Here is a 21,414-nt window from a genome sequence, read left to right on the forward strand (position 1 = left end):
CACGCTAAGGGGCCGGCGTTTTTTTATAGGTGGCTTGGAATTAGCTTGCCGGGTACCCAGCGTATCAACACTACCATGCCAAATAGCTCCACTAGCGATTGAAAAACAATAACAACTGCTGCAGCTTGCCATCCATTGGGCAGAGTAAGCGCAATAGGCAACATGACAAACGAATTGCGCGTACTAAAACTAAAGGCAAGTGTTCGGGCGCTAGTGGCGGGAAGCTTAAATAGCCTGCCCAGCACTTTACCTATAAATGCCGCCACTACTAAATAGCCCACAAAAATAAACACTACCTGTACCAATACATGGGTAAGCGCTAGCACGCTATTAACCTGTGTTGCCGCAATGACCAATACTACCAATGCCAGCAGCGGCACTGGCAAGTAACCAAGCTGTTCAGTGACGTGCTCAATGGCGTGATAGCGCTGGGCCGCTAATTTCGTCAGCCATGCCAATCCCAAGGGCAGCATAATTAAGCCAGCAAAGGCGCTGAGAAAGTCGGTAGAAAAAGTTAGCTGAAACCACTCGCCGCCTAAAAATAGCCAAAGATAAACGGGCAACGCGACCATTTGGATGACCAGCAGTAGCGGCGTTGCCGCGACAGCGCGGGCGGCATCGCCTTTGCCTAAGTGCGTGAAGGTAATAAACCAATCGGTGCAAGGCACCAGCAGCACTAGCAAAACCCCAGCTATCACCGGTGGGGGAAGTGGCAGCCCCAGTACTAAAAGACCTAGCACCAACACCCCGAGTAGCGCAGGGATGATTATAAAGTTGCCCATCAGCAGCGCTGCCATAAAGCGTGTATCGGCAACGCTTTGCTTGATATCTAATAGCGGTATTTGAGTAAAGGTGGCGTAGAGCAGAACACCGAGCAGCGGCCATAGCAGCTGTTCAAACGATGACACGAGTATGGGGGCTATTAGGCCCAGCATAAGCCCTAGGCAGATAAACCCCAGGTAAACCCAGGACTGCTGCCGCTCTAACTGCTCGCGCATAAAATACCTACGGTTATAGACGAGAAAGCGCTATACGTTCTCCTAGCCAGGCCGCCAGTAACCAAAGCGGTAGGCTGACGAATATATAAAGCAGCGCTAGCCCAGAGAGTCCTTGCTGAATAAGGTGCAAGGTTTCCAGGCTAAAAAGTGAAAACGTGGTAAAGCCGCCACAAAAGCCGGCGACTAACAGCGGCTGCCAGTGCGCCAGCTTGGCGTTAGGAAAACGCGAGGCGGTAGCGGCAACCCAACCGATGACCCCAGAGCCCAGCACGTTAACTAATAGCGTGCCCCAGGGGAAATAGCCGCCAAACGCTGCCAAAGACACGAGAGATACCCCGTAGCGAAGTGCACTGCCAATCCCGCTGCCAATCCCGACGGCTAGGTAAGCTTGCCAGCTCATAGCAGCAACCCCATAGCCAATAGCCAACCGAGCGTGACCATCACCATGCCCAGCAGTAAAGTAGCGGCAATATTTAAGGCGGCACGCAGCGCTTGGCCGCTTTGCCATAGCTCAATAGTTTGTAAGCTAAATGAAGAAACAGTGGTGTAGCCACCTAACAGGCCTGCAATAGCAAATAGCCACAGCGGCTGTGTGGTTGGCACGCCGTAGTATCCGAGTAGCCCGCCCGCTATAAACGCACCGCTGGCATTCACCAGTAAGGTGCCCCATGGGAAGGTTTTGCCCAGCAGGTGGGCCATAAGGTTAGACACGGCATAGCGACTCATGCCGCCCAACGCGCCGCCAAGTGCTACCAGTAGCATGCTCGCGATACCATGCCCCATCGTGACTCCTTTAACTGAACGCGTTAATAGGCCGCTAAGTGTACCACCCACCCTATAACGATAGGGATGAACGGAAAGAACGCGTTAAGGTGTCGCTGGTCAATAAGTTCGTGTAAAAAAGAGTGAGAATAATAAAAATCTTAACGCACCCGCTCAAGGAGTCGCTTTTATGTCTGATCGCGTGTTCGCCGCTATTGATGGATCTCAGTATTCGGAAAGTATCTGTGATTATGCTGTCTGGGCCGCCAAGGCACTTGATGCGCCATTAAGCTTTATTCATACCCTGGATAACCACTCTCAGGTGACAGAGCCTGATCTAACCGGGAATTTAGGCTTAGGGACTCGAGAGCATTTGCTAGAAAAGCTATCTGATATTGAAGAACAGCGCGCGAAAGTTGCCCGTGAGCAGGGGCGTTATATGCTCGATGCGGCAAAAGTACGCGCAATGAAAGCCGGTATTACGGATCCACTCTGCCTTCAGCGTAACGGTACGCTGGTAGAAACCTTGGTTGAAAACGAAAAAGAGATGCGCTTACTGGTGTTAGGCAAGCGTGGCGAAACCGCGCATCAAGCTAGCGGCCATCTAGGCTCCAATCTTGAACGCGTCGTGCGCGAGATGCATCGCCCTCTATTGATGGTGCCTAAGCAGTTTACGCAACCTAAAAACGTGATGATGGCGTTTGATGGAAGCAAAACGGCCCGCAAAGGCGTTGAGATGCTGGCCAAAAGCCCGCTCTTTGAAGGTGCTGCCTGCCATGTCGTGATCGTGGGCGCTGAGACGGCAGAAAACCGATCACAGCTTGAGTGGGCAATCGATGTTCTTGAGTCTGCTGGCCACCACGCTGAAGGAGCAATACGCGCTGGTGAAGTGGAAGAAACGTTGCGCGCTTACAAGCAAGAGCACGGCATCGATTTGTTGGTCATGGGTGCCTATGGCCATTCGCGTATTCGTCACTTGCTGGTTGGCAGCACGACGACCGCCATGTTACGCAATGCCCATTTGCCGGTGCTAATTCTGCGCTGAAGTCATTAGGAGAGGCAGATGAATCACCCTGAGGTAGACATCGCCGCGATACGCCAAAAGCTGTTGGCGCTAGAGGTTTCTTTGCGAAAAGAAAGCATTGAAAGCGCGTCTTCAAGAGAGACGGTGGTGCTTGACCAAACGTCGGTGGGGCGTCTGTCACGTATGGATGCGCTGCAGGGCCAAGCAATGGCAAAGGCAGAAGAGCAGCGCCGCCAAATGTCGCTTAAGCGTATTAGCGGCGCCTTGCAGCGTATTGAACAGCAGAACTTTGGCGAATGCATTGAGTGTGGCGAATGGATTGGTGCCAAACGCCTCACCTGGGACCCGTTAGTGCTGAAATGTATCGAGTGTGCTGAGTGAGCGCTTAGACCTCAATAGCAGTGGCTTCCTGCTGATGCTGCTTGGTGGCCTGCGCCATATTAATGCCTGACAGCAGCGCCTTCAGCGATGCGCTAACGGTGTCACTATCTTCGGCCACGGCACAAAGTCGTTGCCCATCAATATTCAGCTGCACAAAGGCAATCGCGTTGGCTTCACTGTCACCGCCAAGTGAATGCTCGCTGTAGTCAATAATTGCGACGTTGCTGCCCGAATGCTTCTTCCAAGCATCAGTGAAGGATGACATGGCGCCGTTGCCGGTACCTGACAGGCGCAGTGTTTCAGAGCCTTGCCAAAGGGTTATTTCTATTCCCTCGTACTGCCCTTTAGATAGCCGGTAATCGGCCAATGCCAGTGGCGCATTCTGAGTGAAATTATCAAACATTACTTGGCGAATAATTTCACTGGAAAGCTCGCCGTTACGGCGCTCGCTCTCTTGTTGTACGTAAGGAGCAAGTGCCAGCATCATCCAACGCGGTAAATTAATGCCGTAGTCTCGCTCCAACAAAAAGGCCATGCCGCCTTTGCCAGACTGGCTATTCACCCGGATAACGGCTTGGTAGTCGCGGCCAATATCATGTGGGTCAATGGGTAAGTAGGCCACTTGCCACGGCTCGTCGGGCTTTTGATGCTTGAGTGATTTACGAATAGCATCCTGGTGGCTGCCAGAAAACGCGGTATACACCATCTCGCCGACCCAGGGGTGGCGCGGGTGCATAGTGATACCGGTACACTCATGCACCACCTGAACGATCTCGTCCGGGTTGGAAAGATCCAGCTTCGGATCAATACCCTGGCTGTATAGGTTCATCGCCAGGGTAACAATATCCATATTGCCGGTACGCTCGCCGTTACCCAGTAGCGTGCCTTCGACACGGTCGGCTCCCGCTAACAATGCCAACTCCGCTGAAGCAACGGCGCCACCGCGGTCGTTGTGGGTGTGTACCGATATAATCACGCTGTCGCGACGGCTAATGTGCTGGCAAAAGTATTCAATCTGGTCAGCATGATGGTGCGGCCCCGCAACTTCTACCGTGGTGGGCAAGTTGAGGATGCATTTGTTGTCTGGTGTTGGCTGCCAAACATCCATCACGGCCTCGCAGATGGCCAGTGAAAAATCGATTTCAGTGCTAGAAAAGCTTTCCGGTGAATATTGGAAACGCCAATCAGCATCTGGGTGCTGGGCAGCATAGGTCTTCACCCAGGTAGCGCCTTGCACAGCAATATCGGTAATGCCGTCACGGTCCATCTCAAACACCCGCTCGCGCTGGATGGTAGAGGTGGAGTTATAAAGGTGAATAATGGCGCGCTTGACGCCCACCAGCGATGCAAAGGTTTTCTCGATTAAGTGTTCACGGCACTGAACGAGTACCGCAATAGTGACATCGTCTGGAATTTGGTCTTCTTCAATTAGCCAGCGGACAAAGTCGTAGTCTGGTTGGCTAGCCGAGGGAAAGCCCACCATCACTTCTTTAATGCCTACTTTAATAATTTGGTGCCAAAAGCGCTGCTTTTGCTCCACCGTCATCGGCTCTAATAGCGCCTGATTGCCATCGCGTAGGTCTTCACTTAGCCAAATGGGCGCTTGAGTTAGGTCGCGGTCAGGCCATTGGCGGTTGAATGCGGGAACACGCGGAGCAGGGCGGTATTTGCGATGATTAAAAGCAGACATGGTGAGTTTCCTGAGGGCGGTGAATTATTTGGGCGGCCGCTTGTGGCGTAAGCCGCGTTAACAGGTGCCTGGGTAAGGCACCGTGTAGGGGCTGCTTGTGACAGTCAATACAGTTTACTTGAAGTTAGGCGAAAGGTTATTGCGAAAGTGTGGTTATATCGCTAATAATTGGCAGTAAATATCGATTATTTTGTTTTTATTGGTAGGAGCTGCTTGTTATGCCAGTCGTGCCGCTTGAGCTTGATCGTTTTGATCGCCATATTCTGAATGTGTTACAGCAGGAGGGACGGATTAGTAATCAGGAGTTAGCCGAGCGTATAGGGCTTTCCCCATCCCCCTGCTTGCGCCGAGTGCGTGCGCTAGAAGAGCACGGGTTAATTACTCAATACCGGGCCGATGTTGATGCACGACAGTTAGGCTATCAACTGATGGTGCTGCTGCATATTTCCATGGATCAACATACCCCTGAGCGGTTTGATAACTTCGAACGCCATATTCGTAAAATTCCTAACGTGATTGAGTGTTTGATTATCACCGGCCAAGCGGCGGATTTTCAGCTCAAGATACTGGTACGTGATATGGACGACTATCAGCACCTTTTGCTGCACGTAATCAACCGTATTGAAGGGGTTACTGGCGCCCACACCAGCTTTGTTTTGCGGCGAGTTTTCGAGCATCGCCCTGTGCCCACGGAGAACGCTTGATTAAGAAGGCATAGGCAACGAGTCAATGGCGGTTTACACTGCTTTTTTTGTCTTACTTAGGAGATTGAACCGTGACAATTCAGCGTCATGATACAAAAGCCCGTATGAGCCGTGCCGTTATTCATCAAGGCGTGGCCTATTTGTGTGGCCAGGTAACTGGCCCCGAGGCCCGCCATGAAGGCATTAAAGCGCAAACCGAAAGTATGCTGGCGCGGGTTGATGCGCTGTTAAAAGAGATTGGTTCTAGCCGCGAACAGTTATTGAGCGCGACGATTTATCTCAAAGACGGCAATGATTTTGCCGCCATGAATGAAGTGTGGGATGCGTGGGTACCTGAAGGCTATGCACCGGCACGCACCTGTGTATGCGCGCCGCTGCCTGCTGATGAGTTAAAAGTAGAAATTACGGTTACCACTGCCGTCAGCAGCTAAGTCATATGTTGATTACTTACCTGCCTTTTCCACGGGAAAGCGGGTATCGCGCAGGCTATCTTTGATTTTCTTTAGGTGCGGTAAGAAGTCTTCGCCGCGCCTCAGGGTAACCCCAGTGGCTAGGGCATCAATCAGCGTTAATTGAATCATCCGCGAGGTCATGGGCATATAGTGGTCGGTGTCCTCGGGGGTGGCCACTTCGAGAGTCGCGGTACATTCCAACGAAAGCGGGGAATTCGGAGCGGTAATACCCAACACCACGGCGCCTGCTTCGCGAGCAACGCGTGCGATATCGACCAATTCTCTGGTGCGGCCTGTGTACGAGATAATCACCACCACATCTCCCGTATGACAGGCGGCGGCCACCATACGCTGCATCAGCACATCCACATAGGCCATGACGGGCAAGTTGAAACGGAAAAACTTGTGCTGGGCGTCCTGGGCGACGGCACCTGAGGCGCCTAAGCCAAAGAAATGGATCTGTTTCGCCTGGGTGAGATAATCAACCATGCGCTCCACAGCGGCCATATCAACTTCCCGCTGTGCTTCATCTAAGGCGGCAATCGTCGCGCCAAAGATTTTCTGGGTGTATTGCGAAGCGCTATCGCCCGGCTCGACAGCCCGCGTGACATAGGGCGTGCCGCCCGCCAAGCTTTGAGCAAGTTTGATTTTAAAATCCGGGTAGCCTTTGGCACCGAAGTTACGGCAGAACCGATTGACCGTAGGCTCACTGACGCTGGCCGCTTGAGCAAGACTTGCAATGCTCAGACTGGTGGCTACCGCTGGATCCTCCAGGATGACATTGGCAACTTTGCGTTCTGAGCGGTTTAGTTCTTCTAAGCGTTCGCGTAAGCGGTCAAGCAGGTCATGCGCCATCAACAGACTCCATGGCAATATTTTTTTGAGCGTTGGGTGCCCATTCGTTGCACCACGTAAAAAAAGCGTCGGCGGTTAGCGGACGGGCATAGTAATACCCCTGCGCCGCTTCACAGCCAATAGAACGTAAGTAGTCCGCCTGGGCAAGTGTTTCAATACCTTCTGCCACTACGTCGCACCCAACGGCATGGGCAAGCTGGGTAATCGTAAGAGCTAAATGACGATCTACCGCGTCGTGCTCTAGATCCATAACGAAGGCACGATCTATTTTCAGGGTGGAGAAAGGCAGCGTTTTAACATAAGCAAGCGAAGAGTGCCCAGTGCCAAAATCGTCAATCGCGACGGCAATGTTCACCTCAGCAAGTTGAGCCAGTTGCGTGCGTGCGTTGTGCATATCGCTTAATAAGCCTGACTCGGTAACTTCCAACGCGAAAAAACGTGCAGGGATCTCGTACTCAGCCAGCTTGGAAAGCAGCGTTTGAGCAAAGTCTTTGCGCGCCAACTGGCGGGCTGCAACGTTTACCGCAATGTGGAAGTGATCATCCAACAAGCCTTTTAGTCGCCATTCGACAATATGCTGCATTGCTTTTTCAAGCACCCACTCACCAATAGAGAGGATATCACCACTTGCTTCTGCGAGGGGAATAAAGTCCCCAGGGGAAATATGGCCTAATTCAGGATGGTGCCAGCGTAAAAGAGCTTCAGCCCCGATGACACGCTGTGTTGCCAGAGACACTTTAGGTTGAAATGCCAGGGACATCTCTCCGCGCTCGGTCGCGCCGCGGATAGCTTGCTGAAGGTTCAGTCGTTGGCGTTGTTGCGCTTCTAAGGTTTCGTTGTAGCATTGAACGCGCAGCGTGCCGTTTTGCGGCAACGCCAAGGCAGCCATATGCACAAGGCGTTCAATTTCGAAATGGGCATTCGCCCAGCTAATGCCAATACGCGCATTCAGGGGCAGTAGCAGGTCACCCAGTGCCTGGTCTTGATCGAAACAACTCAATAGCTGCGCAGCGGAGTGCCGTAACGCTTCGAGATCGGCGTGAGCGGTAATGACCAGTATCTCGCTACCTCCCCACAAACCTATTTGGCATTGCTGACTGAGTTTAGCCGAAAGCTGACGGCTGATATGAACCATCAATTTATCAGCGACGCCATAGCCATGCAGCTTAATGACGTCGTCTAAGTGATCCAGGGCAATGAAGAGAAGCCCTGTTCCCGTGCCTCGCAATGCTGCTTCACGAAGCATTTGAGTGAGTGCGCGGCGATTCGCCAATTGGGTGATGGGGTCGGTACGAGACTGGCGATCTAACTCTTTGGTGCGCTTTGCCACCATGCGCTCGAGCGTGTCTGCCTGTTGATTGCGGACTTGGTAGCGGTGCTCAACGCTTAACGTATTACGGATGCGCTGTAACACCTCATCATGTTTGAACGGTTTCGTGACGAAGTCACGTACGCCCATGCTAAGCGAACGGTGACGTGTTTCATCATCAATCTGTGCGGTGAGTATGATGATCGGTGGGGTGTGATGACCAAACTGTGTTTGCAACTGGTTGATAACCGCGTACCCATCCATGTAAGGCATGCGAATATCAAGCAGTATCAGGTCTGGCAACGTTTGCTTGCAATGCGCCAGTACTTGGCGCGGGTCGCTTAGGCCATGCGCATTTTCAAAGCCATGGTCGTCCAGCAGGTCTAATAACAGCTCTACGTTGATGCTGTTGTCATCCACCACGAGGAGGTGTTTATGGGTCAGGCTCATGGCGCCGTCCTTGGTGCAATAGTGATAAATCGATTAAGTGATGCGGTCAATTTATCGATATCAATAGGTTTTGTAAGATAGTCCGCAAACCCTGCCGCCAGTCCATAATGTAAGTCACGTTCCATCGCATTGGCAGACAGCGCAATGACATCGATCTGCTTTAGCATTGGGTCGTTCTGCATAATGTCGAGCGCTTGAAAGCCATTCATTCCGGGTAGATGGATATCCATTAAGACGAGATCAGGCAGCGAGTGGCGCATGATTTCCAAGCCGAGTTCTGCGCTCGCCACGACGCGCAGCTGTACAGCAGAAAAATCGTCAATGATATCTTCCATAAGCCGCTGGTTAGCAGGATTATCTTCAATATAAAGCAGACTAAATGCGCGCTGAGAATCTCCGGAGGTGTCAATGGTACTGCTCAGCGGCGGTGGTTCGTGCTCGCCAAGGTGCTCGGTAATGGGTAGCGTAAACCAAAAGGTAGAACCTTTGCTCGGCTGGCTATCAACACCGAGTTGCCCCTTCATTCGTTCTACCAGTTCACGCGTAATGGCTAAGCCAATACCTGTTCCTTCGATCGGGCCGTGCTCTGCATCCAAGCGGTTAAACGGTTCAAAAAGCTCTTGCTGGCGTTCTGGCGCAATGCCATGCCCAGAGTCGATAACGCTCACTTTTAGTTCGTTACCCATCGGCTCAATATTTACGTGGATTGTGCCGTTTTCTCGATTGTATTTAATCGCATTAGAAAGCAAATTGAGCAGTATTTGTTTTACCCGCGTGTAATCTGCCATCACCATGCAGGCTGGCGATAATGAATCACGCGTTAGGGTGATATTGGCCGCTCCAATGTTGGCTTCCAGCGTTGTGCAGGCATCGTCTAATACGTTTTCGATTAGCATAGGCTCTAATGAAAGCGTCATGTAGCCCGCTTCGATTTTTGCTAAATCCAGCACTTCATTAATCAGGCTTAACAGGTGTTGACCGCTTTTCTCGATTTGCCCCACCTGGCGCTGCTGCTTTTCACTCAGTGGATCACGTCGGCCTTTTGCCAGCAGCTGAGCAAAGCCGATAATCGCATTAAGCGGCGTGCGCAACTCGTGGCTCATTGAAGAGAGAAACTCACTTTTCGCCTTGTTGGCTTGTTCTGCTTGATCCCGAGCGGTTGCCAAATCGCAGGTGACTTGTTCGCGCTCGGCCATTTGGCGATAGAGGTTAATGAGCAGCGCACAGGTGTCAGTAAAAGGCTGAAGCCAGTCTAAAAGGGTCTGGTTTAATGGCTGTTTACTGTTCGCGATGGCAAACATACCAATAAGGCTGTCACCGCTGAAAATCGGCACGCCTAAATAGTTATCTAAACGTGGGTGACCTGGTGGGAAACCACCACGCTTAGTATGGCGATAAATGTCGTTAGTCATAATGACATCGCCATGGGCAAAGACGCGCCCTAAAAGTGAATTAGGGTTGGTAAGCGTCATATCACCGCTGCGTAGACGTTCCATCAGATGCCTGGACTCATGGCTCCATGAGAGGTCGGTGATAGCGTGTATTTTGAGTGCATTGGTGGTGTCGGTTGGCAGCACTTCTCCAATAAGGGCGTAATCACTGTCGGTGAGCTCTCGCAGCGCTTCCATTAAAAACGTCCACAGCTGCTCAACCGACATTAGTGCCTGATAGTCCGTGATGCCTTGGTGGAGCACTTTAAGCAGGCTTTGCTCTTTATGAATTCGCTGGGTGGCGTTATAAACCTCGGTTAAATTGGTCAAAATGCCCAAAAACTCAGCAACATCTCCTTGCTCATTATGGATGGCGTTGACAGCAAGGTGGACGGGTATCAAATGACCGTCTTTATGGAGCGCCTCTACTTCTCGGCCTCGGCCGATAACCTTGGGTTCGCTGCCCGCCAAAAAATTGGCAAGAAAGCTGTCATGGTGGGCACTGATCGTTTCAGGCGTAAACATCGCCACATTGTTACCGACCACTTCATGTTGTTGGTAGCCCAGCATTGTTAGCGCAAAGGGGTTGATGCTCAACACGCTACCAGAGCGGTCAATACGAACGATGCCAGTGGCACTTTCGTTAAACAGTGCCTCGTAGCGACGCGTGGTTTGAGCCAAGGCTCTACGTATTTGATGTTGGCGAAGCAGCTCTTCTACTTGCCCCGCTAAGCTTTTTAGGATGGCTCGGTCACGCTGGCTAAACGAGCGCGGCTGACGATCAATTAAACACAGCGTACCCACGGGCAGGTCATCGGCCAGCTGAAGTGGCTGCCCGGCATAAAAGCGAATGTGCGGCGACCCCGTGACCAGAGGGTTGTCCGCAAAGCGCAGATCTTCAAGTGTATCTTCGATGACCAGAATGTCGTTAAGCGCCACCGCGTGGGCACAAAACGATAGGTCTCGGCAGGTTTCACTGGCAGCCAGTCCTTGGTGGGATTTAAACCACTGTCGTTCAGCATCAACGAGAGAAACTAGCGCAATAGGTAAGTCAAAGAGGTCGCAAGCAAGCTGAGTGATTCGGTCAAACGCTTTATCAGCGGGTGTATCAAGTACCTGGAGAGCATGCAATGCCGCCAAGCGCTGGTATTCATTCTCAGGAAAATCTGCGGCTTGCATTGTGCGTCCAAAAAAATAGTTCGTTCAAAAAAGTGCGCTCAACTAGATAATTAATTGGCGAATAGTAATAATTATCGGGTATTAATTGATAAGCTTTAGCCAATCCTCAGTAATTTTAATAGCCAGCGTTTATAGGGCGGCCTTATCAGTGAACTTGTGGCTCGCTTTGATTGATAAAAAATGCCCCGTAAATGACTGAATCGTTCAAAACCGTGGCGACCGTGATAAGCCCCCGTACCGCTTTCCCCAACGCCACCAAAGGGCAACGATGGAACTGCGTGATGGAGCAGTGTTTCGTTAAATACCAGCGCGCCAGAGCGAGTGGCGTGACGCAAGGTTGTTTGCAGCGATTTATTGTCAGTGAAGGCATAGAGTGCCAATGGGTGAGGCCGGGCATTAACAAAGGCAATCGCGTCGTCGATGCTTTTAACGCTGATAAGCGGTAACGCACGGCCAAAAATTTCCTCACGCATCAGCTCGAGGTTTTGGGTTGGATCGATAACGAGTGCTGGTGCATGATGCCCGACATCAATGATTCGACAGCCGTGATCTCTTGCTTGCGCTATCAGCCGTTCACTGCGTTGCTGGTGGTTCGGGCTGACAAAGCCAGTGGACTCTTTATCACTTGGGCGCTGCTGTTCGATAGCTCGGCTAAGTGCCTGGATAAGTGCTTCCAGGTGGCGGCTTTCCACCAGTACATAATCTGGTGCAATGCAGGTCTGACCAGCGTTCATCCCCTTGCCGAAAATAATTGATGCGGCGGCACGATCTAGGTTCGCGTCACTCGCCACGATGGCGGGTGATTTACCACCCAGTTCAAGCGTCACTGGGGTTAACTGCTCGGCAGCGGCAAGCGCGACTTGGCGGCCCACCTGCGTGGAGCCGGTGAAAACCAAGTGATCAAAGGGTAGTGCGCTAAACGCTTTTGCTATCTCGGGGCCGCCTTCCACAACGCACAGTTCTTCATCGGTAAAGTACTGCGGTACCAGCTTGGCCAGAAGGGCGCTGGTATTAGGGGCATATTCACTTGGCTTAATCATGACGCTATTGCCCGCTGCGAAAGCATCGATAGCAGGCATCAGTGCTAAGCTCCACGGGTAGTTCCAAGGCGACATAACGCCGACCACGCCAAGTGGCTGAGGAGCAATGCGGGCGCGGGCGGGCCACAAGCGCCACGGCATGTTGGCAGCGTATGGACGCATCCAGTGCCAGAGGTGTCGCCGAGTATGACGAGTGGCTTGCAGCACCGCGCTAATTTCCGCTAGGCGTATTTCTGTCCCGCTGCGTTTGCCGAAGTCAGTTTGAATGGCGTGGATAATGTCCCGCTGGTGATGCTTGGTCATTCGTGCAAGGCGGGCTAAACGCTCTCGTCGTGTACTTAGTGAGGGGAAGGGCGCTTGGCCAGCCGCATGACGCTGAGCGTGCAACAGGCGCGTTAAATCACGTTTCATGGCGGCTCCTGGGTCAATTCTTAATAACAATAGACGGTTGTCACTGCTACTTGAATACCGCACTCCGAACAGAAATGACAGCTTCAACAAAGGCACTGACAGCCTAGTTGGTGGTAAGGTCACTCATTCACTATTTTACCGATATGCCACGGGAGGCATCATGCTTTCGCGCTCACTGTCATGCATTATGCTACCCACTATCGACGCCGTAGACGCCGCCCAATGGGACGCACTAGTCAGTAACGAGCAGCCTTTCCTGCGACATGCGTTCTTGCATGCGTTAGAGAGCAGTGGCTCTGTCTGCGAGGCTACCGGATGGGAGCCTTGCCACCTCTGCGTATGGCAAGATAGCCGCTTAGTGGGCGCATTGCCCATGTATCGCAAACACCACTCCTACGGTGAGTATGTGTTTGATTGGGGGTGGGCCGATGCGCTGGAGCGTGCAGGCGGCCATTATTACCCTAAGGCATTAAGTGCCATTCCGTTCACCCCGGTTCCAGGTACGCGTACTTTAATCGCCGATGACGCCAACGGCGATGATGTACGCGGGTTATTAGCAACGACATGGCAAGCCCATTGCGAAGAGCAAGCGCTATCGAGTTGGCACCTCCTGTTTGCGCAGGATGATGAAGTGGATGCTTGGCAGCGCCAGTTTCCCGAGCTAATTGCTCGAGAAGGCGTTCAGTTCCAGTGGCGGGATCGCGGATTTGGTGATTTTAATGGTTTTCTAGCTAGCCTTACGTCAAAACGCCGCAAAATGATTAAGCGTGAGCGTCGTTTGGTCGCCGAGCAAGGCTTTACGTTACGGTGTTTAGAGGGCGAGGCCATTTCTCAGGAAGCAATGGCCCACTTTTTCCGCTGTTACACGATCACGTATCATGAGCGGGGACGTCCTCCTTACTTAAATGACGCGTTTTTTGAGCATTTGCGCCATGCGATGCCTGAGGCGCTTGTTTTGGTTCAGGCGCTGTTGAATGACCAGCCCGTCGCCGCCGCCCTCTATTTTCGTGGCGAGAACACATTGTATGGCCGTTATTGGGGGAGCGAGGTGGTTGCTGACTGTCTTCATTTCGAAGTCTGCTACTACCAAGGCATTGAATTTTGTCTGGAAAAAGGGCTCTCTTTGTTTGACCCCGGCACCCAGGGGGAGCATAAGCTGGTGCGCGGTTTTGCTCCCGAGCGGGTGCGTTCGTTGCACTATCTTGTTCACCCTGGTTTAGCGGCTGGTGTCGCCCAGTTTTGCCACGAAGAGGGTGCCCATATCAGCGCCTATCGTGAGGCGGCGAACGACGCATTACCGTTTAAATGAAACACCATTTAGGTAAGGCGTGACTCGCTGGAAATAGCCCTTAATGGCATAATGCGCCTCGTTTAGGCCTAAACAAAGGAATGCGGTGATGCATAAATGGCTAACGGTTGCGCTGCTTGCGGTATTGGGGTTTTTCCAATACCAGCTCTGGCTAGGTAATGGTGGCTGGGAAGATTTACAGCTGGTCGAAGAGCGCGTTGCCGTTCAAGAGGCTGCCAATGTGCCGATGCGAGAGCGTAACGCTCGGTTAGCGGCTGAAGTCACCGATCTAAAAACCGGCCTGGATGCGATTGAAGAACGTGCTCGTAGCGACATGGGCATGGTGCGTAGCGATGAACAGTTCTTTTGGGTGCCTGGTGTGGCGATTGAAGCAGAGCTCGTGGGCATCAATGCGGGGCTAGTTACCCAGCCAGGCTTGCCTAGCGAGGACACTAACGAATGAGTCATTCGCTGTGGCTAATTGTACCCGCAGCAGGGCAAGGCAAGCGAATGGGTGCTGATAAGCCTAAGCAGTACCTGTCGCTGGGTGAAAAGCCTATCCTTGCCCATACACTTAGCCGACTGCACAGAGCCTTCCCCGCTGCGCATCTTGTGCTATGCCTGGACAGTGATGATCGTTGGTTCAATCCTGAATGGGTACCCTTTTCCCAGTGGCAACGAGTGGCGGGTGGTGCTGAGCGAATGGATAGCGTTTTAAATGCGCTGCACGCTATTAACGCGCAAGAAAACGATATGGTGATGGTGCATGATGTCGCGCGCCCCTGCATTACATCGTCTGATTTGCTAACGCTTTATCACGCCGCACAGCAACACCCAAGCGGCGCGCTCTTGGCGATGCCGGTTGCCGACACTATGAAGCGGGCCAATGCCGAACAGCTAAGTGCCGTGACAGAGCCCCGGGAGCGGCTATGGCATGCGTTAACACCCCAAAGTTTTCGCTATGCGCTTTTGCACCGTGCCCTTGAATACGCTGTCGCTAACCATTGTGTGGTAACGGATGAGGCCTCGGCTGTTGAAGCACTTGGGCAAGCCCCCAAACTGATTAGTGGGCGTCGCGACAATCTCAAAATCACCCATCCTGATGACCTTGCCCTTGCTGCCGCCATCATGGCGTCGCAAGTCGCCCAATCCTCTGAATCTGAAAGGAGTTGTTAATGCGAATTGGACACGGATTTGACGTGCACCGATTTGGCGTTGGCGACCATTTGATGATTGGTGGCGTAAAGCTGCCTTTCGAACATGGTTTTGTTGCCCACTCGGATGGCGATGTGTTGCTGCATGCTGTCAGTGACGCACTACTGGGTGCCTGTGCGCTCGGTGATATTGGGCGGCACTTCCCCGATACCGATCCAGCGTGGGCTGGTGCAGATAGCCGCCATTTATTGCGTCACGTGGTTCAACTGGTTCACGCAGAGGGTTTCTCTGTGGTTAATCTAGATGCCACGTTAATGGCACAGGCGCCTAAAATGGCGCCGCACATTGATACAATGCGCGCTGTCATCGCTGAAGATTTAGGTATTAGCCTCGGGCAGGTCAATGTTAAGGCCACGACGACCGAACGGCTTGGATTTACCGGACGAGGTGAAGGTATCGCCGCTGAGGCAGTGGTGCTGATTGAGCACCAAGAGGCGCTGAATGCTTAACTTACCCGCTTGGCAGCGCTGCTTAGATGCCGAGTTCGGTGCTCCCAGGCCAGGCCATTATCGTGCTCAGCCAGAAGATTTTGTTGTCGACGAGCAGCTGGATTTTACGCCTGAAAATCATGGCGAGCATTTGTGGTTGCGTCTTGAAAAGCGACATCAAACCACGTTAGATGTGGTAAAAAGCGTCAGCCGTCTTTGTGGTGTAACACTTCGGGATGTGGGCTACTCCGGGATGAAGGATCGTGTTGCAGTGACCCGGCAATGGTTAAGCGTGCATTTGCCTGGCCGCGAGGCACCAAGTGATTTGAGCGCCTCATTAGCGGCATTGGGTATTACGGTATTGGCGCAGGCGAGGCACCCCCGAAAACTCAAACGCGGTGTCCATCGCACAAACCACTTCACTTTGCGGCTTAGCGGTGAGGCGCTTGAGGAAAATCATTTCTTTGATCGTTGGCAGGCGCTTTGTCACCAAGGTGTTCCTAACTATTTTGGTCCCCAGCGTTTTGGGCCTGGTGGACGAAATTTACAGCGTGCAGAAGCCCTTTTAGCTAAAGGTTGGCGCAAGCGGGATGACCGCCAGGGAATGATGCTTTCTACCGCGCGCAGTTTCTTGTTTAACGAGCTGTTGAGTGAGCGCCTAGCGGATGGCTCGTGGTGCCAGCCTCTAGCGGGCGATATGCTCATGCTGGATGGCACACACAGTGTCTTTACCGTTGACTCAGTGGACGACGACTTGATCGGTCGTGCCGCAGCGCTTGATATCCATCCGACCGGTGCCCTGTGGGGTGTCGGGGAACTTGCCGAATATCAGGTGGCAGACTACGAAAAACGGCTGTTGGCGTGTCATCCAATGCTGTGCGAGGGGTTGGTGAAAAGCGGTGTGAAACGCTCTCATCGGGCGCTGCGAGCAAGGTTAATTTCGCCTAGTATCGAGACATTACCTAATGCCGTGGTACTCTCATTTTCCTTACCACGGGGAAGTTTTGCGACGGCGGTGGTGAGTGAGTTAATTGCTCATCCAGATTTTGCTTAATGCGCCCCGCGTGCGGTTATCTTTACTAGGCATCTATAAAGGAGACGCTGATGCGGCGACTGCTGCTTTCCAATGACGATGGTGTCCATGCGCCGGGCTTACGGGCACTTCATGATGCGCTAGTCGCCCATGCGAATTTACGTGTGGTTGCTCCTGATCGAGACCGCAGCGGCGCCAGTAACTCGCTGACACTCTCCCGTCCGCTCTCTTTAACCGCGTTAGATAACGGCTTTTACAGTGTGGACGGGACGCCCGCCGACTGTGTCTATTTGGGCGTCAACGGGGTTTGGGATGAGCGTCCTGACTTGGTGATTTCGGGGATTAATCACGGCAGTAATCTTGGTGATGATGTGCTCTATTCAGGCACCGTGGCGGCTGCCATGGAAGGGCGCAATTTGGGCATGACCGCCATTGCAATGTCGCTGTGTGGTGAACGCTATTTCACGACGGCAGCCAAAGTAGCGGCCAGTTTGATCGGTGCTGCTGATCAGCTATCGCTGCCACCTCGCACACTCTTGAATGTCAACGTGCCAGATGTTCCGTGGGAAGAGATTAAAGGCGTCAGAGTGACCCGCTTAGGCTATCGCGGACCAGCAGAGAAACCAGTTCCAGTAAAAGATCCACGTGGTCGTACGCGCTTCTGGATAGCACCCGTTGCGGCCAATGCGGACGATGGTGAAGATACCGACTTTTCTGCTATCGAGGCGGGTTATGTATCAATTACCCCGCTACAAACAGACTTGACGCGCCATCCCGCGCGCAGCGACGTGCAGGACTGGTTGGATGCTTTTGCCTGAGCTTTCGCCTAGCGAACTGCGCGGACGAGGCATGACCTCTCAGCGCACCCGGGATCGCATGGTAGAGCGGCTTGAGCAGCAAGGTATTCAAGACGCGCGGGTGCTCGATATTATGGCGGGTGAGCCAAGGCACTTGTTCGTTGATGAAGCGCTGGCTCATCGCGCGTATGAAGACACCGCGCTGCCCATCGGTTTTGGTCAGACACTATCGCAACCACTAACGGTTGCCCGTATGACCGAGCTGGTGCTGCGAGCTGATCCAAAGCGCGTGCTTGAAGTGGGAACCGGCTCGGGTTATCAAACGTTAATACTGTCCCGGCTGGTGCCAATGCTTTACTCGGTCGAACGCATTTATGCATTACATCAGCGCGCCGCAGAGCGGCTTTGGCGGCTTGATGCGCCTGCGACGCTGGCAGTGGCTGATGGTGGTGAAGGATGGCAAGAAGCAGCGCCCTTTGACGTGATTCTGTTAACCGCTTGTGCTCAAACGCTGCCAGAAGTTCTATTGGAGCAGCTTAGCCATGACGGTGTGCTGATTGCTCCGTTGGAAGAACCTGACGGCAGCCAATGGCTCACCCAAATAAAACGCATTGGTAGTGCCTTTGAAAAGCGTCGGCTTGAACCCGTGCGCTTTGTACCCCTATTGCAAGGAGTGGTGGATTGAAGCGTCGATTTGTAGAGCTGTTTTTAAAAGGCGCAGGAATGGGGGCGGCCGATGCGGTGCCCGGTGTTTCAGGCGGGACGATCGCATTTATTACCGGTATTTATGAGGAATTCATTAATACCATCAAACAGTTTGGCCCCAGTGCCTTTACCGCATGGCGTCGTGGCGGCTGGCTAGCGCTTGCTCAGCACTTGAATTTAACCTTTTTAGTGCCGCTGTTGCTTGGCGTCGCAGTTAGTCTTTTCAGTGTTGCTCATATAGCGCTTTGGCTAATGGAAGCGCACCCGCTGTTGATTGAGGGATTTTTCTTCGGTTTGGTGGCCGCATCGGGGTTTGTTGTCGCCAAGGCGGGCCGAGGTTGGAAGTTTTGGTACCTAATACCCATGGTTGGGGGGCTGCTGTTGGCTAAGTCGCTGCCAGGTATGATGCCGCTGGTGTTACTTATCGGTAACGAAGCTCTGGTAGTTATGGTAGCTGGCTGTATTGCTATTAGCGCCATGCTGTTGCCTGGAGTGTCTGGTAGTTTCTTACTGCTTACTATGGGACTTTATGGCACCATTTTAGGGGCTATTCGAAGCTTCGATATCGGTATTATCATGCTCTTTGGCATGGGATGTGTTGTTGGTTTAGCGCTATTTTCGCGACTACTGTCGTGGCTCCTGCGTCGCCACCATGATTCTACGTTACAGCTTTTGTTAGGCTTTATTGTTGGCTCGTTACCCGTGTTATGGCCGTGGAAAGAGCTATTACGTTATCAGCTTGGCCCTGATGGACAAATGATCCCGTTGGCTCATCGTTATCTGTTGCCTAGTGACTATGCGGTACTGTCTGGTGCATCTGCACAAGCGGTAGGCGTTGTGGCACTAATGGTGGTTGGCGCACTATTGGTGGTGTTATTAAACCGTCGCGCAGTGCACTATGCCGGGCATAGATCAATAGGAAACGCGCGCGACGTTGAAAAGGAGTAGGGTTTTCATGCGTAAGGTTTTCATAATGTCAGTATTGGCGTTGGCTGTCAGCGGCTGCGCCAATCAGCAGCAAAACACCCCACAAGTGCGTGATTTGAGTGAGGCGCGCCGCGCGGTAGCAGACTCACCACAATATACGGTTAAGGCAGGCGATACCCTTTATGGTATCGCATGGCAGCATAATCTTGATTACCGCCAACTGGCGCAAATCAATAATATTGATGCGCCTTATCAAATTTACCCAGGCCAAACCATTGCGCTGCGGGAAGGGGTGGTAGCATCAACTAATCAGTCAGCAGGCTCCTCTGCCCCAGAGCGCCCTGCATCGGGCGCTGTCGCAACGGGGCTAAATCCTCAAGCGACTTCCGTGGCAAGCAACGATCAGCAATTGGACTGGTTGCTACCCGATGAAAGTGCGATTGAGCGTAACCAGCGTTTAACGGCTGAGCGAGCGGAGCGTGCTGAGCAAGCGTCGGTGGAAGCCGCGCAGCAAGTGACTGATAGTGCGAGTTCGGGTAGTGTCGACGCCCCCCAGGTAGAAACGCCTGAGGTGGCTCAGCCAGAGCCCACAAGAGAGCCAGAGCCGAAGCCTGAGCCAGAACCAAAACCCGAACCTGAACCAACGCCACCAGCACCCGAGCCAGAACCCGCAGTGGAAGCGCCGCCAGTTGAGTCTGCACAGCCGAGCCAAACCGCACGCGTTGACCGCTCCGCACGCACGTTTACGCCTGTTGATAATGTTAACTGGCAATGGCCAACGGCTGGTCAGGTGACCGGGGAGTTTGGTCAGGGTGGCTCAATTACCGCCGGGATTGATATCGCAGGCCAAAAGGGGCAACCTGTTAAAGCGGCAGGCCCAGGAATAGTGGTCTACGCAGGCAGTGGCGTACGGGGTTACGGTAACTTAATACTACTTAAACACAACGATCAGTATCTAAGTGCTTACGCGCATAATGATAGCTTAAGCGTTAAAGAAAATGATGTCGTTGAAGCGGGAGAAGTTATTGCCTCTATGGGTGACAGCGATGCAGACAGCGTCAAATTGCACTTTGAGGTGCGTCGTGATGGACAACCTCAAAATCCGCTGGACTATCTGCCGTCTCGTTAACCATTGCCAAGCGAACCTTTCAGTTGATGTGCTTGGGGTACCCGAATAGCTGGAGTAGGGCGTCATATAACAATAATGGTGCAAGTGCACAGGGAGTGCGACCACCCTTTACTTTTCTAAATGGCGGTTAGGCGAAATAACGGGGGATACTACCATGAGTATGCTGGAGAAGGATTTACAGGAGGTTGACCTGGACGCTGTTGAAGAAGCGCTGGATAGTGCCGATGATGTCACCGCGGAGGAAGACGCCTTTGAAAAAGCGTTGGGCCGCGATGAGCGTCAATCGACTCAAAGCTTGGATGCGACGCAAATCTATCTCAATGAAATTGGTTTCTCGCCGTTATTAACGCCGGAAGAAGAAGTCTACTATGGCCGTTTAGCGCGTAAAGGCGACCCGCTTGGACGGTCAAGGATGATCGAGTCTAACCTCCGTCTGGTTGTTAAAATTGCCAGGCGCTATCTTAATCGCGGGCTAACGCTGCTCGATTTGATTGAAGAGGGGAACCTTGGGCTAATCCGGGCTGTAGAAAAGTTTGATCCTGAACGGGGGTTCCGCTTTTCTACCTATGCCACTTGGTGGATTCGACAAACTATTGAGCGTGCGTTGATGAATCAAACGCGCACCATTCGTTTGCCGATTCACGTGGTTAAAGAGCTAAATATTTACCTGCGTGCAGCGCGTGAGCTGACCCAAAAGCTTGACCATGAGGCCACAGCAGAAGAGATCGCCGATCATCTCGACAAACCAGTAGAAACGGTTAAGAAGATGCTTGGGCTCAACGAACGCGTCTCTTCAGTAGATTACCCCATGGGGGGCGAAAGCGATAAGCCGTTAATCGACACGTTAACTGATGACGAAGTGCTAGGGCCGGAAGCATGTCTGGTTGATGGCGATGTGCGCGAACATGTAGACCACTGGTTGGATGAGCTTAGCGATAAGCAGCGTGAGGTAGTTGTGCGCCGCTTTGGTTTGCGAGGCCATGAAGCAGCCACGTTAGAGGAAGTTGGCGCTGAAATTGGTCTAACCCGCGAGCGTGTTCGGCAAATTCAGGTGGAAGCACTCAAGAAACTGCGCCGCTCTTTGGAAAAGCAGGGCCTTTCTCTCAACGCTATTTTCGAGAGTTAATCGCAGTAAACAATTGCGTCACGCAGACCATAACGCACCGAGTTAATCGCTCGGTGCGTTGTTTTTATAATGCGTTTTTGT

Annotated in this window: 22 protein-coding genes; 14 read left to right on the forward strand and 8 right to left on the reverse strand. The window is 52.6% G+C overall.

Annotation, left to right across the window (positions count from 1 at the left end; all coding sequences use genetic code 11):
* Positions 1–23: 23 nt before the first annotated feature.
* Genes L1X57_RS09885 through crcB (L1X57_RS09895) form a run of 3 tightly spaced genes read right to left on the reverse strand, consistent with a single transcriptional unit; the run spans position 24 to position 1,781 of the window.
* Positions 24–998, reverse strand: coding sequence for an arsenic resistance protein (locus tag L1X57_RS09885; RefSeq protein WP_009721395.1), 975 nt, complete (start codon positions 996–998; stop codon positions 24–26).
* 13 nt (positions 999–1,011) lie between these two features.
* Complete coding sequence (crcB, locus tag L1X57_RS09890; RefSeq protein WP_009721396.1) at positions 1,012–1,398, reverse strand: fluoride efflux transporter CrcB; 387 nt, start codon at positions 1,396–1,398, stop codon at positions 1,012–1,014.
* Positions 1,395–1,781, reverse strand: a complete 387-nt coding sequence (gene crcB / locus L1X57_RS09895) for a fluoride efflux transporter CrcB (RefSeq protein WP_009721397.1) — start codon at positions 1,779–1,781, stop codon at positions 1,395–1,397. Before crcB (L1X57_RS09895) ends, crcB (L1X57_RS09890) begins: the two co-directional genes overlap by 4 nt.
* 169 nt (positions 1,782–1,950) lie before the next feature.
* Between crcB (L1X57_RS09895) and L1X57_RS09900 the strand changes: the two genes are divergently transcribed.
* Complete coding sequence (locus L1X57_RS09900; protein WP_009721398.1) at positions 1,951–2,805, forward strand: universal stress protein; 855 nt, start codon at positions 1,951–1,953, stop codon at positions 2,803–2,805.
* Between the two features lie 18 nt (positions 2,806–2,823).
* The gene (locus L1X57_RS09905; protein WP_009721399.1) at positions 2,824–3,165 is read left to right on the forward strand and encodes a TraR/DksA family transcriptional regulator; all 342 of its coding nucleotides are present in this window, start codon (positions 2,824–2,826) and stop codon (positions 3,163–3,165) included.
* A gap of 4 nt (positions 3,166–3,169) precedes the next feature.
* Here L1X57_RS09905 and L1X57_RS09910 read toward each other — a convergent pair whose 3' ends face one another.
* Positions 3,170–4,855, reverse strand: a complete 1,686-nt coding sequence (locus tag L1X57_RS09910) for a 2-isopropylmalate synthase (RefSeq protein WP_009721400.1) — start codon at positions 4,853–4,855, stop codon at positions 3,170–3,172.
* A gap of 218 nt (positions 4,856–5,073) precedes the next feature.
* On the opposite strand from L1X57_RS09910, the gene L1X57_RS09915 reads away from it, so the two are divergent.
* Together L1X57_RS09915 and L1X57_RS09920 are read left to right on the forward strand one after the other, a co-directional pair.
* Positions 5,074–5,559, forward strand: a complete 486-nt coding sequence (locus L1X57_RS09915) for an Lrp/AsnC family transcriptional regulator (RefSeq protein ID WP_009721401.1) — start codon at positions 5,074–5,076, stop codon at positions 5,557–5,559.
* Positions 5,560–5,630: 71 nt separating this feature from the next.
* Entirely contained in the window at positions 5,631–5,990 is a 360-nt protein-coding gene (locus L1X57_RS09920) for a RidA family protein (RefSeq protein ID WP_009721402.1), read from the forward strand.
* A gap of 12 nt (positions 5,991–6,002) precedes the next feature.
* On the opposite strand, the gene L1X57_RS09925 is transcribed toward L1X57_RS09920, so the two are convergent.
* From L1X57_RS09925 to L1X57_RS09940, 4 genes are all read right to left on the reverse strand, one after another.
* A complete protein-coding gene (locus L1X57_RS09925) occupies positions 6,003–6,866 on the reverse strand; it encodes a MurR/RpiR family transcriptional regulator (RefSeq protein ID WP_009721403.1) in 864 nt (287 codons plus the stop codon).
* Positions 6,856–8,625 carry an EAL domain-containing response regulator gene (locus L1X57_RS09930; RefSeq protein ID WP_009721404.1) on the reverse strand — a complete coding sequence of 590 codons (1,770 nt, stop codon included), beginning with the start codon at positions 8,623–8,625 and terminating at the stop codon, positions 6,856–6,858. Before L1X57_RS09930 ends, L1X57_RS09925 begins: the two co-directional genes overlap by 11 nt.
* Positions 8,622–11,234 (reverse strand): ATP-binding protein, encoded by a 2,613-nt coding sequence (locus L1X57_RS09935; protein WP_009721405.1) that lies wholly within the window; start codon positions 11,232–11,234, stop codon positions 8,622–8,624. Before L1X57_RS09935 ends, L1X57_RS09930 begins: the two co-directional genes overlap by 4 nt.
* 95 nt (positions 11,235–11,329) lie before the next feature.
* Positions 11,330–12,685 (reverse strand): aldehyde dehydrogenase family protein, encoded by a 1,356-nt coding sequence (locus L1X57_RS09940; RefSeq protein ID WP_009721406.1) that lies wholly within the window; start codon positions 12,683–12,685, stop codon positions 11,330–11,332.
* A gap of 160 nt (positions 12,686–12,845) precedes the next feature.
* Between L1X57_RS09940 and L1X57_RS09945 the strand changes: the two genes are divergently transcribed.
* The 10 genes from L1X57_RS09945 (at position 12,846) to rpoS (ending at position 21,333) form a co-directional block, all read left to right on the forward strand.
* Complete coding sequence (locus tag L1X57_RS09945; protein WP_009721407.1) at positions 12,846–13,994, forward strand: GNAT family N-acetyltransferase; 1,149 nt, start codon at positions 12,846–12,848, stop codon at positions 13,992–13,994.
* An 88-nt stretch (positions 13,995–14,082) separates the two neighbouring features.
* The gene (ftsB, locus tag L1X57_RS09950) at positions 14,083–14,436 is read left to right on the forward strand and encodes a cell division protein FtsB (RefSeq protein WP_009721408.1); all 354 of its coding nucleotides are present in this window, start codon (positions 14,083–14,085) and stop codon (positions 14,434–14,436) included.
* Positions 14,433–15,149, forward strand: coding sequence for a 2-C-methyl-D-erythritol 4-phosphate cytidylyltransferase (ispD, locus tag L1X57_RS09955; RefSeq protein WP_009721409.1), 717 nt, complete (start codon positions 14,433–14,435; stop codon positions 15,147–15,149). The genes ftsB and ispD overlap by 4 nt, the downstream gene beginning before the upstream one ends.
* Entirely contained in the window at positions 15,149–15,637 is a 489-nt protein-coding gene (gene ispF / locus L1X57_RS09960) for a 2-C-methyl-D-erythritol 2,4-cyclodiphosphate synthase (RefSeq protein WP_009721410.1), read from the forward strand. The genes ispD and ispF overlap by 1 nt, the downstream gene beginning before the upstream one ends.
* Positions 15,630–16,670 carry a tRNA pseudouridine(13) synthase TruD gene (gene truD, locus L1X57_RS09965; RefSeq protein ID WP_009721411.1) on the forward strand — a complete coding sequence of 347 codons (1,041 nt, stop codon included), beginning with the start codon at positions 15,630–15,632 and terminating at the stop codon, positions 16,668–16,670. Before ispF ends, truD begins: the two co-directional genes overlap by 8 nt.
* A 50-nt stretch (positions 16,671–16,720) precedes the next feature.
* On the forward strand, positions 16,721–17,467 hold the full coding sequence (surE, locus tag L1X57_RS09970; protein WP_009721412.1) for a 5'/3'-nucleotidase SurE: 747 nt from the start codon (positions 16,721–16,723) through the stop codon (positions 17,465–17,467).
* On the forward strand, positions 17,454–18,131 hold the full coding sequence (locus L1X57_RS09975; RefSeq protein WP_009721413.1) for a protein-L-isoaspartate(D-aspartate) O-methyltransferase: 678 nt from the start codon (positions 17,454–17,456) through the stop codon (positions 18,129–18,131). Before surE ends, L1X57_RS09975 begins: the two co-directional genes overlap by 14 nt.
* Complete coding sequence (locus L1X57_RS09980) at positions 18,128–19,099, forward strand: DUF368 domain-containing protein (RefSeq protein WP_009721414.1); 972 nt, start codon at positions 18,128–18,130, stop codon at positions 19,097–19,099. The genes L1X57_RS09975 and L1X57_RS09980 overlap by 4 nt, the downstream gene beginning before the upstream one ends.
* Before the next feature lie 7 nt (positions 19,100–19,106).
* A complete protein-coding gene (locus tag L1X57_RS09985) occupies positions 19,107–20,207 on the forward strand; it encodes a peptidoglycan DD-metalloendopeptidase family protein (RefSeq protein WP_009721415.1) in 1,101 nt (366 codons plus the stop codon).
* Between the two features lie 154 nt (positions 20,208–20,361).
* On the forward strand, positions 20,362–21,333 hold the full coding sequence (rpoS, locus tag L1X57_RS09990; protein WP_009721416.1) for an RNA polymerase sigma factor RpoS: 972 nt from the start codon (positions 20,362–20,364) through the stop codon (positions 21,331–21,333).
* Positions 21,334–21,414 lie beyond the last annotated feature (81 nt).

The sequence above is a fragment of the Halomonas sp. TD01 genome (assembly GCF_923868895.1).
Classification (GTDB): Bacteria; Pseudomonadota; Gammaproteobacteria; order Pseudomonadales; family Halomonadaceae; genus Vreelandella.

Coding starts and splice junctions, on each gene's coding strand:
- L1X57_RS09930 (WP_009721404.1), bottom strand. CDS start 8,625: ATGAGCCTGACCCATAAACACCTCCTCGTGGTGGATGACAACAGCATC.
- L1X57_RS09935 (WP_009721405.1), bottom strand. CDS start 11,234: ATGCAAGCCGCAGATTTTCCTGAGAATGAATACCAGCGCTTGGCGGCA.
- ispF (WP_009721410.1), top strand. CDS start 15,149: ATGCGAATTGGACACGGATTTGACGTGCACCGATTTGGCGTTGGCGAC.
- L1X57_RS09900 (WP_009721398.1), top strand. CDS start 1,951: ATGTCTGATCGCGTGTTCGCCGCTATTGATGGATCTCAGTATTCGGAA.
- L1X57_RS09975 (WP_009721413.1), top strand. CDS start 17,454: ATGCTTTTGCCTGAGCTTTCGCCTAGCGAACTGCGCGGACGAGGCATG.
- truD (WP_009721411.1), top strand. CDS start 15,630: ATGCTTAACTTACCCGCTTGGCAGCGCTGCTTAGATGCCGAGTTCGGT.
- rpoS (WP_009721416.1), top strand. CDS start 20,362: ATGAGTATGCTGGAGAAGGATTTACAGGAGGTTGACCTGGACGCTGTT.
- L1X57_RS09915 (WP_009721401.1), top strand. CDS start 5,074: ATGCCAGTCGTGCCGCTTGAGCTTGATCGTTTTGATCGCCATATTCTG.
- ispD (WP_009721409.1), top strand. CDS start 14,433: ATGAGTCATTCGCTGTGGCTAATTGTACCCGCAGCAGGGCAAGGCAAG.
- L1X57_RS09910 (WP_009721400.1), bottom strand. CDS start 4,855: ATGTCTGCTTTTAATCATCGCAAATACCGCCCTGCTCCGCGTGTTCCC.
- L1X57_RS09945 (WP_009721407.1), top strand. CDS start 12,846: ATGCTTTCGCGCTCACTGTCATGCATTATGCTACCCACTATCGACGCC.
- L1X57_RS09985 (WP_009721415.1), top strand. CDS start 19,107: ATGCGTAAGGTTTTCATAATGTCAGTATTGGCGTTGGCTGTCAGCGGC.
- ftsB (WP_009721408.1), top strand. CDS start 14,083: ATGCATAAATGGCTAACGGTTGCGCTGCTTGCGGTATTGGGGTTTTTC.
- crcB (WP_009721396.1), bottom strand. CDS start 1,398: ATGAGCTGGCAAGCTTACCTAGCCGTCGGGATTGGCAGCGGGATTGGC.
- L1X57_RS09905 (WP_009721399.1), top strand. CDS start 2,824: ATGAATCACCCTGAGGTAGACATCGCCGCGATACGCCAAAAGCTGTTG.
- L1X57_RS09885 (WP_009721395.1), bottom strand. CDS start 998: ATGCGCGAGCAGTTAGAGCGGCAGCAGTCCTGGGTTTACCTGGGGTTT.
- L1X57_RS09925 (WP_009721403.1), bottom strand. CDS start 6,866: ATGGCGCATGACCTGCTTGACCGCTTACGCGAACGCTTAGAAGAACTA.
- surE (WP_009721412.1), top strand. CDS start 16,721: ATGCGGCGACTGCTGCTTTCCAATGACGATGGTGTCCATGCGCCGGGC.
- L1X57_RS09940 (WP_009721406.1), bottom strand. CDS start 12,685: ATGAAACGTGATTTAACGCGCCTGTTGCACGCTCAGCGTCATGCGGCT.
- crcB (WP_009721397.1), bottom strand. CDS start 1,781: ATGGGGCATGGTATCGCGAGCATGCTACTGGTAGCACTTGGCGGCGCG.